Source organism: Micromonospora sp. CB01531, from assembly GCF_001905095.1.
Lineage (GTDB): Bacteria > Actinomycetota > Actinomycetes > Mycobacteriales > Micromonosporaceae > Micromonospora.
The window spans coordinates 1-11558 of sequence record NZ_LWLS01000085.1 but is presented as its reverse complement, the minus strand read 5'-3'; the positions used below and the strand labels follow the sequence as shown (position 1 = coordinate 11558).

Sequence of the window (11558 nt, the reverse complement as noted above, 5' to 3'; positions counted from 1 at the left end):
GCACCGGCCCAGGCACAGTGGGCTCCAATCCGCCCATGCAGGCGGGTTGATCGACTGGCACCGTGCACAATGCTTGCCATGGTGCGGAGCCATGATCGCGTGCGATGGGTGGCGGCTGGGCCGGTCGTCGGGATGGCGTTGGGTGGCGTCGACTCGGTGGTGAACCATGTGCCGATCTGGCTCGGCGAAGTCGGCACTGCACGCGCGGAGCGTGGTGGCTGGTCGCAGACGGCAGAGTTCGCGAGTCTGGTTCTCGACGCCGGATGGGCGTGGGCCGCGACGGCGGTGCTGGTGGGCTGGCTGGTGAGCTGGCACACCCGACCCGTTGCGGGGTTGCTGCGCGGGGCGGTAGCCGGGGGATTCACGTTGGCGTTCGCCACCACCGCTTACTACGGCATGGACGTGCTCTTCGACGGCGGCCCTTGGTGGGGCATGGCGACCCGGTACTGGCTGATCGGCAGTGTGGTGGTCGGCCCTGCGCTCGGGGTTGCCGGCGCGTTGATCCGGCGACCCGGTCCGGCCGGGACACTCGCCGCCCTGCTGACGCCTGCCGGCGCCGCTCTGCAGATGGTGATACTGCCTCCGCCACCGGAGAGCCTGATGGCTCAGCCGGTGCGGCTGACCGTTTGGGCATCGGCGGCAGTAGCCACTGTGTTGATCACTCGAGCGAAGGGTCGTCGCGGGATTCTGGCACCGTCAGTCAGGCCGCGCTGAGGCGGGTCTACCCAATGGTCAACCCGTTTCGCCGCGGCGAACCGGCAATGGATGATTCCTACCTCAGCGGCGGCTCACCTCGAGCTGGAGCAGGCCCTGGGTCTGCACGACCGACACCGACAGGGTCTTGTAGCCGACATCGTCGAAGAGCACGGTCATGCGGTCCTTCTCGTACCCGAGCACCACGCCGGGTCCCCACTTGGCGTGCCGCACCGTGCTGTGCAGCGGGTACGGGCCGTCGTCCGGGATCACCTCTGACGTGCCGCCGGCACAGTTGTCGCAATGTCCGCAGGGCAGGCTCAACTGCTCCCCGAAGTAGCCCAGCAGCGATTGCATCCGGCAGCCGGGAATCTCCGCGAAGCGGCGCATCATGTCGGTGCGGGAACGCTGCCCGGCCTGATAGCGGGCGTATTCGGCCAGCGCCTGCCGCGCCGCCTCTTCGGGCAGGGGCGCGTACCGAGGGACGGTGAGCTGTCCCCTGGGGCCGGTGGCCACCGCGCCGACCTGCTCCAGCAGACTGAGGTGGCTGGCGAGCTTACGGGTGCCCAGGCCGGTTGCCGTCGCCAGCGCGGTGCGTGTCATCGGGCCGCCGTGCAGGGCTGCTGCGACCGCTCGTAGCTCGTGCAGGTCGGGTGCGCCGCCGGTGAAGAAGCGTTGCAGGGCGACGTCCTCAGGCCGGTGGAGCAGCAGTGCCCGGGCTGGTTCGCCGTCACGCCCTGCCCGGCCGATCTCCTGCAGGTAGCTGTCGGGTGAGTCGGGCAGCGCCACGTGTGCCACCCAACGGATGTTCTGCTTGTCGATGCCCATGCCGAACGCCGAGGTGGCGACCATGATCGGCACCCGGTCGGCGAGGAAGTCCTCGTGGCGGCGGTGGCGCACTCCCGCCGCCATGCCCCCGTGGTATGCCTCGGCGGGGAAACCCGCGTCGGAGAGCCGCTCGGCGAGTTCCTCGGCGGCGCGCCGGGTCGGCACGTACACGATGCCCGGCGGGTCGGCCGCCTTGAGGAAGGCGAGGAGCCTGCGCCAGCGGTAGTCCTCGCTGGGGCAGTGCGTGGCGGTTACGAAGAGGTTCGGCCGGTCCAGCCCGCTCAGAACAAGCCGTGGCTTGCGCATGCCGAGGCGCGCGGTGATGTCGTCGCGTACCGGCGGCGACGCGGTGGCGGTCAACGCCACCACCGGCGGTCGCCCCAGCTCGTGGATGAGGTGGCCGATGCTCAGGTAGTCGGGGCGGAAGTCGTGTCCCCACGAGGAGATGCAGTGCGCCTCGTCGACGGCCACCAGTGCCGGACGCAGCGCGCGGACCTCGGCCAGCCGCTCCGGCGAGCTGAGTTGCTCCGGTGTGATGAACAGGAAGGTCGCGGCACCCGAGCGCAGCTCGGCCAGGGCGGCGGCCTCTTTGCCGGGGCTCTCCGCGGAGCTGATCCGAACCGCGCGCAATGCCGGATCGTCGCGCTCGTTGAGGTTGCCGATCTGGTCCTGTTGCAGCGCCAGCAGCGGTGAGATCACCACGGTGGGACCGCGCAGCAGCGTCGCCGGAACCTGGTAGATGGCGGATTTACCGCCGCCGGTGGGCAGGACGACGAGCGCGTCGCGGCCCGCCAGTAGCGCCCGCATCGCGCGTAGCTGCGCCGGGCGTAGCTTCTGCCAGCCGAAGTGCCTGCGGGCGGCGCGGCGTAGCCGCAGGGTGCGAAACATGAACATCATCGCCGGGCATGTTAGGTCGTCGATCCGCTGCGGCTGGCAGCAGGTGCACGTCCGGCCACACCACGGTGGCGCAGGATTGTAGGTATCCTTCCTTGACTGACCGTGGGGCTGTAGCTAAGTTTCGATGAACTGAGCTGCTTGGAGGCACCCTATGGAGCGCAGGACCTTCCTCACCGGAGCCGGGGCGGTCGCCGGTGGCGCCCTCGCCGGGACCTTGGCCAGCGCACCCGGCAGCGCCGACCCGGGGATCCGCCGGATCGAGACGGGCCTGGACGTGCTGGTGCGCTCCGGCTTCGCGGAGCTGCGCGGGCAGCAGGTGGGAGTGATCTCCAACCCGACCGGCGTCGACTCCGCCTACCGGCACCTGGTCGACCTGATGCACGCCTCGGGTCAGGTCGACGTGGTCGCGGCGTTCGGCCCGGAGCACGGCTTCCGGGGCTCGGCCCAGGCAGGCGGCAGTGAGGGCACCGGCACCGACGCGCGGACCGGTATCACCGTCTATGACGCGTACGGCGCCTCGCAGGCCAAGTGGGAGGCCATGTTCACCCAGTCCGGGATGGACACCGTGGTGTTCGACATCCAGGATGTCGGCGCGCGTTTCTACACCTACATCTGGACCATGTACACCTCCATGCTCGCCGCGGCTCGCGTCGGCAAGCGGTACGTCGTGCTCGACCGGCCCAACCCGATCGGCGGCCGGGCATACGGCCCGATGATGACCCCCACCTACACCTCCGGCGTCGGGCTGAAGGAAATCGTCCAGCAGCACGGCATGACCGTCGGCGAACTGGCACGCTTCTTCAACGCCGAGTTCCTGCCGGCCGAGGTGGGACGGCAGGTCGACCTGCACGTGGTGCAGTGCCGGCACTGGAAGCGGAGCATGCTGGCGGCCGACACCGACCTGCCCTGGGTCATGCCCAGCCCCAACATGCCCACCACCGACACGGCGCTCGTCTACCCCGGCACCTGCCTCTTCGAGGGCGTCGCGTCGATCACCGAAGGTCGCGGCACCTGCCGGCCGTTCGAACTGATCGGCGGGCTCGCTACCGACTTCGACTACCACTGGAGTGACCGCCTCAACGCCCGCGACCTGCCCGGAGTCGAGTTCCGGGAGGCGTACTTCTCGCCGACCGCCGCCGGCCAGAAGCCGGCGCTGCTCAACAAGCTCTGCGCCGGCGTCGAGGTGAAGGTCGTGGACCGGGCCGCCTACGACCCGATCCGCACCGGGGTGGCGCTGCTGGTCGAGGCGCGGAAGTATCCGGCCTTCGCCTGGCGGCAGGACGCGTGGGACGCACAACGGCCGTACTGGATCGACAAGCTCACCGGATCGCCCCGGCTACGCACGATGATCGACGCGGGCGCCGACGTGGACGACGTGGTGGGCGCCTGGGCCGACGAGCTGGCCGCCTTCGACCGGCAGCGCCGGCCCTACCTGCTCTACTGATCGAGCCGGTCACGGTCGTCGCCCCGGTTGATCGAGGGGAGACATGTCTCCACCCGGCAGCAGGGCACTCGCCGTGGATGTCGCGCGCAATGACCTGGCGCAACCGGTGGCGGGCGAAGCCGATGATCAGGCGCGCTACGGAGAGCGTGGCGCCTCGTGGAGCCACGGTGCGACGCGAGGGGCCGCTACGATCAGCGCGACCGCGAGCGCGGCGATGAGTCCCTGCCCGATCCGCCCTGCAGTGATTCCTTCCGCTGGGTCCAGCAGGTAGTTGGCATACCAGTTCGCGACGGCGTCGGTCGCGAGGACAACACAGCCGAGCACCAGCCCTTCGACACGACGCAGCACCAGCAGAAGCGCCGCAAGCGGATCCAACAGCGTGAGGGACATGAAGTAGAGCTCCAGCCACGTCGGGGCCGACGCCAGTAGATCACCCCTGCCGCCGAGAAGGTCGATCAGGTGGACGACTCCGCCGTATACGAAAACGCAAGCGGCGGCGGTGACGACAGCCCGAACCCAGCGCGGCGTACCTGACCATCTTTCACTCCGCACCCCGCCAGTGTGACGTCCGGAGGCAGGTTCGCATGGACCCGACACGCGGCCCAGGTCTGTCTCGGCCCGGCTGCGCTACCTGACCTCGCGTGAGAACAACGCGGCGCTGCGCCGGCGGCCGGACGGCGAGTTCGAGACCGTGGCGCACGACCCGCGTCTGCTCTGGCCCGACACGATGTTCGTGGCCACGGACCGCCGCCTGTACGTCACCGCCAACCAGCTTCAGCGGCAGCCGACGTACCAGCGCGGACAGGACCTGCGGCGCAAGCCGTACGCCCTGTTTCGCATCCCGATCGACGCCGGACCGGTGCTGCTGCGCTGAGCCGCCCGGCCGTGGCCCGGTGCTGTCGAGCGGGTGGCGCGGGGTCGGCGAGATCGGCGCCAACCCCGCGCTTCCAGATCCTCAGCCGTACAGCGACTGCCAGAAGTCGTAGTGGTGGGCGGCTTTGGCGTCGGCGGGCCGGACGGCATCCGGGCTCAGCGACAGCACGTGCCGCCCGTCATACCGAGCCCAGATCGGTGCGCCCGGAGCCGTTGGGTCGCCGGTGTACGCGAATCGCGTCCAGTAGGCGATCATCTGCTCGCCCAGCGCCTGCTGGGCGCCGGACAGCGGCTGGGCGTAGCCGACGGTGAACAGGTACGGCAGTTCGGCGGTGTGGAAGGCGCCGAGCGGAAAGCTGGGCGGGTTCGCCCCGACGAAGAACGGCGCGTGCCCGTCGCCGAACTCGTACACGTATGTCGGGGTGTGACGGGCCAATGCGGCAGCGGTGTCCAGGGTGGATCGGACCCAGACGGCATCGGTGAGCGCGGCGCCCAGAGCCTCGCTCGGTGACGCGTAGCTGCTGCTCGGATAGTGGGCCGCGACCTTTCCCGCGTTGCGGTGCCACTCCTGGCGGAGCTGGTCGAGGTACTGGGTGTTGGTCAGCGGGCATTCCTGCGGCCGGTCGGGCAGGGTCGGCACCCCCGGGCCGCAGTTCGCCCCGGTCACCTCCAGGCCCCACACGCGTAGCCGCTCCTCGTCCCGGTTGTAGCCGTGGATCACGGGCACCCGGTGGAACCGGCCCGTGGCCAGCGCCTCGGCCGGGTCGGTCGGCAGGATCGGGCCGCCCAGCACGGGTCCGAGGTCGGGTAGCGATGCCGTCGCCGTCAGGACCTCGTCGACTGGCTTTGCCCGCAGGCACGCCGCGGCGTTGGCCACGTTTGAGCAGCCGAGCGACCTTGCCAGAGCCAGCCCTTCCTGCTGCGCCACCGCCCGGGGCCGCGGCGATGACGTGGTGGCCGGGGTCCAGCCTGCGGTGCACGGCCCGCTCTGCATGATCACCTTGTCGAACAGTCCCGCCGACGCGGGTGAGGCCAGGTGCGCGCAGCTGCTGAAGCTGCCAGCGGACTGCCCGAACAGGGTCACGTTGCGCGGGTCGCCGCCGAAGGCCGCGGCGTTGTGGCGCACCCAGCGAAGGGCGGCCTGCTGGTCCTCCAGGCCGAAGTTGCCCGACCTGGCCGCGCCGGCGTCGAAGGCCTGATGGGCGAGGAAACCGAGTGCGCCGAGCCGGTAGTTGACGGTCACGACGACGACATCGCCGCGGGTCGCCAGAGCCGTCGGGGTGTAGATGTCGCCTGCTCCGTAGGTGAGGCTGCCGCCGTGCAGCCACACCATGACCGGCCGTAGCCGGGTGCCACCGCCGCGTGGTGTGGTCACGTTCAGGAACAGGCAGTCCTCTGCGGTGCTCGGCCGGCCCATCGGTATGCCGGTGGGCTGGGCGCAGGCGTTGCCCGGCTTCGTGGCGTCGCGCACCTCCGTCCACGGCGTGGGAGGCTGCGGCGAAACCCAGCGCAGCTCGCCGACCGGCGCCGCCCCGTACGGAATCCCCTGGAAGGACCGGTACCCGCCGGTGACCACGCCCCTGATCGGGCCGCTGTCTGTCACGACGACGGCGGAGGCGCCGCTGCCCGTCGTGGTATCCGCGGTCGAGGGCGGCGCGAGCGCGACGGCAGCGGCGGCCAGTGCGCTGAGGGCGGTGACCGCGATCAGCGCGCCGCGCGCCAGCCGCGATGACCGACGTCGCGCCCGAACCGGCTCAGGCGAGTGGATCATGTTCGTCATACCGTCGATCCAACCCGGCGCCGGCCGGCCGGTCAGGAGTATCAGCACCTCGCCATTGGTGGTGCCAGTACCACTGACCGCTGCGGCACCGCTACGGTCGCTTGTGTGATCGAGGAGCTGACGCGGAGGTACCTTCAGGCGGTCGACCGGGCAATGCCCGGCTACGTGCGGGGCTTGTACGTCGTCGGCTCCGCCGCGCTCGGTGCTTGGCAGTCGGGTGCCAGTGACGTCGACGCGGTGATCATGACCTCGCGGCCGGCCGGCGGCGAGGACCTCGCCCAGCTCGCGGGGATCCACGCCGACATGCCTCGGTCACCCCATTTCGACGGGGTCTACCTGGAGCCCGCGTTGGCGCAGTCCTGGCCGGCCGACCGGCGGGTGGTGCCGTTCGTCGTCAATGGCGAGTTCCAGATCGGCAAGCCCTGCGGGGAGCTCACGCCGGTGCTGTGGCTGACGCTGCAGCGGTACGGCATCCCGGTTCGCGGCCCGGCCGTCGCCGAGTTGGGGGTTCGGGTCGACCCGGAACAGTTGCGTCGCTACAACCTGGACAACCTGCGTGAGTACTGGCAGGCGCTTGTCGCAACGTTCCCGGCGGAGCTGGCCGGCGTGGCCCCCGACGCGGTCGTAGACGCCGGCATCGTCGCCTGGTTCGTGCTCGGCCCCGCGCGCTTGCACTACACACTCGCCCACGGTGACATCATCTCGAAAGCCGCGGCGGGCGATTACCTCGCGCAACTGCTCCCCGAATACGCCGATCTCGCGTATCGGACCGTCCGCTGGCGCGCGGGCGAAGCGGAACCTTTCACCGCCACCGACCTCGTCACCGCAGGCGACAGTGTCATCGCCGTGGCCGACGACGCGTGGCGTCGCTTCGGCAACTGATCCCTGCCACTTTTTGTGGCGGACAGATCACAGTACGTCGGGTGTGCGGCGGCAGCGTTCACCGCACCCTCCACAATGGTGGCCGGCAGCTGTCCGGGGAAGAGGAGCACGACGTTGATGCGATCAGCACTTGCGGCGAGGACCACCCGGTGGCGCTACCTGACCGCCGTGCTCGTGGCCGTGACAGCAGTCGTGACGGCCGCAGCGCCCGCCCATGCGGACGCTTCCAGGTACGTGTCGGCGGCCTCGGTCGAGACGCTGCACGGCGACCTGTCCACGGTCAGCCCCACGGTGCGCACCACCTACCCCGGCGACCCGCTGCTCGCCGCCGACTACCTCAAACCGATGGGCCCCCTCGGCCATTACGGGCTGGTCGGCCCCTGGGGACCACTCGGAGTGGCCGGCCCGGTCGGCAACACCGTCTGGAACCCGTCCACCTGGATCACCGGCACCTGCTGGGACGACTGGGCCAGTATGCTCGCCTGGTACAACGGGCCGATGAGCGACTGGGGACCGCTCGGCCCCAACGGCCCGCTCTCCCCGCACGCATACAACGAGACGCTGCCCGCGCGAGGCGACTTCAGCAAGCAACTCCAGGCCGGCGGCGTCTGGGGCGTGCTGGGACCCGCGGGACCGCTGGGTGTGCTCGGCCCGCTGGGCCCACTCGGCCCGACCGGCGCGCACGGCCTCGGCCGAACCTCCGACGGCGGATACGTCGACAGCGGCGGAAGCGTCCGCCGCGCCGTGGAGGTGCCGTACGACTCCGCCGCCCGCCGCTACGATCTGTACGAGCTCTACCGGGACGAGTACGCCCGCACCCTCGGGTACGGCAACGACACCTCGTTCATGGTGGAACGGAGCTACCTGGCACCCGGCAGCACCGTCGAATACCGGTTCACCTCCGCCAGCACCCAATGGGTCACCATCAACATCGTGCCGACGTGGATGCGCTACGACCTGGCGACACTGTCCAGTTACGTGAGCAGCGCGGCGGGCAACCACCTGAACTACCCGGCCGGCACGGCCCATGGCAGCGCGCTCGTCGACGACTTCGACCTGCAGCTGACCGACGACACCGGGCGGGTGCTCGCCGCGTCCGATTCCGTCGAACTGGCCGACACGATTCAGGTCCAGGTCGCCGCCGGCACGCGGCTCACGCTGCGCGTCACCTACTACCAGCGCGGCTCCTACGTCGGCTACCACGACGGCTACCGGCTCTTCGTCACCGGTTCCACGCCCTACCTCGCCGGCACCGACATCACCGGGGCCCACCAGCGCCCGGTCGGGGTGGTGTGATCCAGCAAGCGCCGAGGCACGAGGGGTGAGGGCGAGGCCTGATGATCGTTGCCAGCAATCGTCGGTTCGGCCTGCTGTGGTGCAGCACTCTGCTGTCCAACCTGGGTAACTGGCTGATGGTTGTCGCGGTGCCGGTCTACGTGTACACGATGACCGGCTCGACGATGAGCAGCGGCCTGGCCTTCGTTGCCCAGACGCTGCCCGCGGTCGCCTTCGCCCCGCTGGCCGGGGTGCTGGTCGACCGGTGGGACCGCCGCCTCGTCATGGTCGGCGCGGACCTGCTGCGCATGGTCATCGTCCTGGCGCTGCTCCTGGTCGACGATCCCGGCATGCTCTGGCTCCTCTACGCGGCGATGTTCGCCGAGAGCGCCGTCGGGCACGTCTTCCAGCCGGCAGCCCGGGCCGTCGTCCCCGCCATCGTGGGCCGGGGCCGGGACCTTGAGGCGGCGAATGCCTGGAACACCGTCGCGGGCGGGATCGTCCGCCTCGCCGGCGCGCCTGTCGGCGGCGCGCTCTACGCGATCGTGGGCTTCGACGGGCTAGTGCTGATCGACTCCGCGACGTACCTGGTCTCCGCCGTGTTGATCTTCAGCATGGGCCGCTTGCGGGCGGACGAGCGGGACCATGAGCCGAAGGTCGTCTCGTCCTGGCCGGCCACGTTCCGGGGCCAGGTCCGGGACGGTCTGGCCTTTCTGCTCGGGCACCGCGTGCTCCGCGCGACGCTGGTCGTTTCCAGCCTGTTCCTGCTGGCCAACGCCGCTCTGAACGTGCTCCTCGTGCCGTACGTCATCCGCGTGCTCGGCGGCGACGCCGGTGATGTCGGTGTCCTCATGGCCGCGCTCGGTGCGGGCTTCCTGGCCAGTGCGTACGCCGGGAACGTCCTGTCCCACAGCGGCCGGCTCCGGGCGGCTGTCACCGGCTGCCTGCTGGCGATCGCCGGCTGCTTCGCCGGGCTCTTCCTCATTCCCCACTTCGCCGCCGCAGTGGTGTTCATCGCGCTGGCCGGTCTGCCCGGTGGTTCACTGCTGATGCTGGCTCAGGTGCAGGTACAGCGGCAGACACCAGACCGGCAGCTCGGCCGGGTCAGTTCGGCGTTCTCCGCGGCGGAGATGGCCGCGACGGTGGCCGGCGGCGCGATCGGCAGCGTGGCCGGGCAGCAGCTGCCGCTCACCCTGACGGTCTGGCTGGTCATCGTCGTTCTCGCTGCCAGCGCGGTGGTGGCCGCGCGGCTACTGCCGTCCAGGGTGCTGACTGAGGTGGCGGTTGCCGGGCAACGGGAATCGGTGGGCGAAGAGGCCGTGACCTGGCCCGAGAAAGCTGCCGGTTGAATGGTCCGGCGAAGTTCCCGATGTGCGGCCGCCGGAGGGCGTTCGGCATCCGGCATGGCGTGGCCGGTCACCTAGGTGCCGCGCTCGGCCTCGCCCCGTTCGATGCAGAACTCGTTGCCCTCAGGGTCGAGCAGAGTGACCCAGCCGCGCCCATCAGCGGTGCGATGGTCCTCGTAGATCTTCGCCCCGAGGGCGACGATGCGCTCCACCTCCTCGTCGCGGGTCCGCTCGGTCGGCATCCAGTCGAAGTGGATCCGATTCTTCACCGTCTTGCCCTCGGGCACCCGGATGAACAGGATGCCGGGCACGGGCGAGGGTGCCTCGATGAGGACCTCGGCGTCACCCGGCTCGTCCAGGTCCGACACCGGCCACCCGGTGACGTCGCTCCAGAACGTCGCGAGGCCATACGGCTCGGCACAGTCGACGGTCACATGGCGGAGGATCATGGCGCCGACCTTAGCCGACAGGCATAGCAGGTGAGTTGCCCGAGTTGACGACGACGGATGTGCCCGGCCCTGGATTTCCGGGGCCGGGCACGGTCGGCTGACCCCGCCGTGCTGAGCTCGTGAAGCTTCCCCAGCTCAGGCGGCGAGTTCCTCGGCGGCCGGACTCACCAGGGCCACCGAGCCGTTGATCTCCTGCGGGTTGCGGCGCAGGTTCAGGATCGGGCACACCCGTTGCACCTCGGCGTGCAGCCGGGCCAGGTCCTCGTCGGAGGCGGGCGAGGCGACCTGCACCTGGTAGCGGAAGTTGTAGGGATAGACGGGCGCGTCGATGTTGTCAGGCGCCTGGCCACGTGGGTCGTACTCGGCCTGCGCGTCGACGGCGAGCGAGTCGAGCGGGATTTTCAAATCGGCCGCGTTGATGAGGAAGATGTGGGTGACGCAGTTGCCGAGCACGCCGGCCTGCAGTTCCGGCGAGCCGGGGCCGAGGTCGTATCCGGCGAGGTCGGGGCGGGAAACTCCAGGTAACCGTTCCCGCCGCTGAGCCCCGCCTCAGCCGGACAGTTCCCCGCATCCGCGAGCCCGCGCCGCCGACGCACCACCCAGATCCCGCATCCCCCGCCGCGCGGCCGTGCTCTCGTAAGCTGAAGCCACCCGATCCGACCGCTCCGGAGGCACCGTGGCCATCGACGAGGAAAGCCTGCTCGATGAGATCCGCCGGATCTGCTCGGCCTTCCCGAGCGTGACCGAGCGCCCCAGCCACGGCGCGCCGACCTGGTTCATCCGCGACAAAACGTCCTTCGTCATGCTGTGGGCGGACGGGCATCACCACAACGTCTTCCCCCACCTGTGGTGCGCCGCGCCGCCCGGCGCCCAGCAGGAACTCATGGCCGCCAACCCGCAGGTCTACTTCCGGCCGCCCTACGTGGGGCACCGCGGCTGGATCGGGGTGCGGCTGGACCGGGACGTGGACTGGGCCGAGGTGGCGGAGGCCTGCGAGGAGGCGTACCGGGCGACAGCGCCAAAGCGACTGCTCGCCGAGCTGGGCAATCGCCCGGCGACGGGCTAGATCCTTGGGTTCGAGAATCTGAACA

General features: G+C 70.2%; 11 protein-coding genes and 1 pseudogene. 7 read left to right on the top strand and 5 right to left on the bottom strand.

Features of this window, described 5'->3' with window-relative positions; translation table 11 throughout:
* Positions 1-78 precede the first annotated feature (78 nt).
* Entirely contained in the window at positions 79-714 is a 636-nt protein-coding gene (locus A6A27_RS25660) for a hypothetical protein (protein ID WP_143194153.1), read from the top strand.
* Positions 715-777: 63 nt separating this feature from the next.
* Here the strand turns inward: A6A27_RS25660 and A6A27_RS25655 are convergent, their stop codons facing one another.
* Positions 778-2418 (bottom strand): RecQ family ATP-dependent DNA helicase, encoded by a 1641-nt coding sequence (locus A6A27_RS25655; RefSeq protein ID WP_073837220.1) that lies wholly within the window; start codon positions 2416-2418, stop codon positions 778-780.
* 151 nt (positions 2419-2569) lie between these two features.
* On the opposite strand from A6A27_RS25655, the gene A6A27_RS25650 reads away from it, so the two are divergent.
* On the top strand, positions 2570-3862 hold the full coding sequence (locus A6A27_RS25650; RefSeq protein WP_073837219.1) for an exo-beta-N-acetylmuramidase NamZ family protein: 1293 nt from the start codon (positions 2570-2572) through the stop codon (positions 3860-3862).
* Positions 3863-3997: 135 nt separating this feature from the next.
* Here A6A27_RS25650 and A6A27_RS46220 read toward each other — a convergent pair whose 3' ends face one another.
* Positions 3998-4252, bottom strand: a complete 255-nt coding sequence (locus tag A6A27_RS46220; RefSeq protein WP_241825459.1) for a hypothetical protein — start codon at positions 4250-4252, stop codon at positions 3998-4000.
* Positions 4253-4553: 301 nt separating this feature from the next.
* Between A6A27_RS46220 and A6A27_RS25640 the strand changes: the two genes are divergently transcribed.
* On the top strand, positions 4554-4736 hold the full coding sequence (locus A6A27_RS25640) for a hypothetical protein (RefSeq protein ID WP_241825458.1): 183 nt from the start codon (positions 4554-4556) through the stop codon (positions 4734-4736).
* An 81-nt stretch (positions 4737-4817) separates the two neighbouring features.
* On the opposite strand, the gene A6A27_RS25635 is transcribed toward A6A27_RS25640, so the two are convergent.
* Positions 4818-6515, bottom strand: coding sequence for a carboxylesterase/lipase family protein (locus A6A27_RS25635; protein WP_198940447.1), 1698 nt, complete (start codon positions 6513-6515; stop codon positions 4818-4820).
* A gap of 105 nt (positions 6516-6620) precedes the next feature.
* Between A6A27_RS25635 and A6A27_RS25630 the strand changes: the two genes are divergently transcribed.
* The 3 genes from A6A27_RS25630 to A6A27_RS25620 all read left to right on the top strand — a co-directional run bounded on the left by A6A27_RS25630 (position 6621) and on the right by A6A27_RS25620 (position 10021).
* On the top strand, positions 6621-7397 hold the full coding sequence (locus tag A6A27_RS25630) for an aminoglycoside adenylyltransferase domain-containing protein (protein WP_073837217.1): 777 nt from the start codon (positions 6621-6623) through the stop codon (positions 7395-7397).
* Positions 7398-7514: 117 nt separating this feature from the next.
* On the top strand, positions 7515-8693 hold the full coding sequence (locus tag A6A27_RS25625) for a hypothetical protein (protein WP_143194152.1): 1179 nt from the start codon (positions 7515-7517) through the stop codon (positions 8691-8693).
* Between the two features lie 41 nt (positions 8694-8734).
* Complete coding sequence (locus A6A27_RS25620) at positions 8735-10021, top strand: MFS transporter (protein ID WP_073837215.1); 1287 nt, start codon at positions 8735-8737, stop codon at positions 10019-10021.
* A 71-nt stretch (positions 10022-10092) separates the two neighbouring features.
* Here A6A27_RS25620 and A6A27_RS25615 read toward each other — a convergent pair whose 3' ends face one another.
* Entirely contained in the window at positions 10093-10467 is a 375-nt protein-coding gene (locus A6A27_RS25615; protein WP_073837214.1) for a VOC family protein, read from the bottom strand.
* Positions 10468-10602: 135 nt separating this feature from the next.
* Positions 10603-10944: pseudogene (locus A6A27_RS25610) on the bottom strand (OsmC family protein); the annotation flags it as partial.
* 199 nt (positions 10945-11143) lie between these two features.
* On the opposite strand from A6A27_RS25610, the gene A6A27_RS25605 reads away from it, so the two are divergent.
* Positions 11144-11533: an MmcQ/YjbR family DNA-binding protein gene (locus A6A27_RS25605; protein ID WP_241825457.1), complete on the top strand. Its 390-nt coding sequence runs from the start codon at positions 11144-11146 to the stop codon at positions 11531-11533.
* Positions 11534-11558 lie beyond the last annotated feature (25 nt).

Coding starts and splice junctions, on each gene's coding strand:
- A6A27_RS46220 (WP_241825459.1), bottom strand. CDS start 4,252: ATGTCCCTCACGCTGTTGGATCCGCTTGCGGCGCTTCTGCTGGTGCTG.
- A6A27_RS25615 (WP_073837214.1), bottom strand. CDS start 10,467: ATGATCCTCCGCCATGTGACCGTCGACTGTGCCGAGCCGTATGGCCTC.
- A6A27_RS25660 (WP_143194153.1), top strand. CDS start 79: ATGGTGCGGAGCCATGATCGCGTGCGATGGGTGGCGGCTGGGCCGGTC.
- A6A27_RS25655 (WP_073837220.1), bottom strand. CDS start 2,418: ATGATGTTCATGTTTCGCACCCTGCGGCTACGCCGCGCCGCCCGCAGG.
- A6A27_RS25635 (WP_198940447.1), bottom strand. CDS start 6,515: ATGACGAACATGATCCACTCGCCTGAGCCGGTTCGGGCGCGACGTCGG.
- A6A27_RS25625 (WP_143194152.1), top strand. CDS start 7,515: ATGCGATCAGCACTTGCGGCGAGGACCACCCGGTGGCGCTACCTGACC.
- A6A27_RS25620 (WP_073837215.1), top strand. CDS start 8,735: ATGATCGTTGCCAGCAATCGTCGGTTCGGCCTGCTGTGGTGCAGCACT.
- A6A27_RS25650 (WP_073837219.1), top strand. CDS start 2,570: ATGGAGCGCAGGACCTTCCTCACCGGAGCCGGGGCGGTCGCCGGTGGC.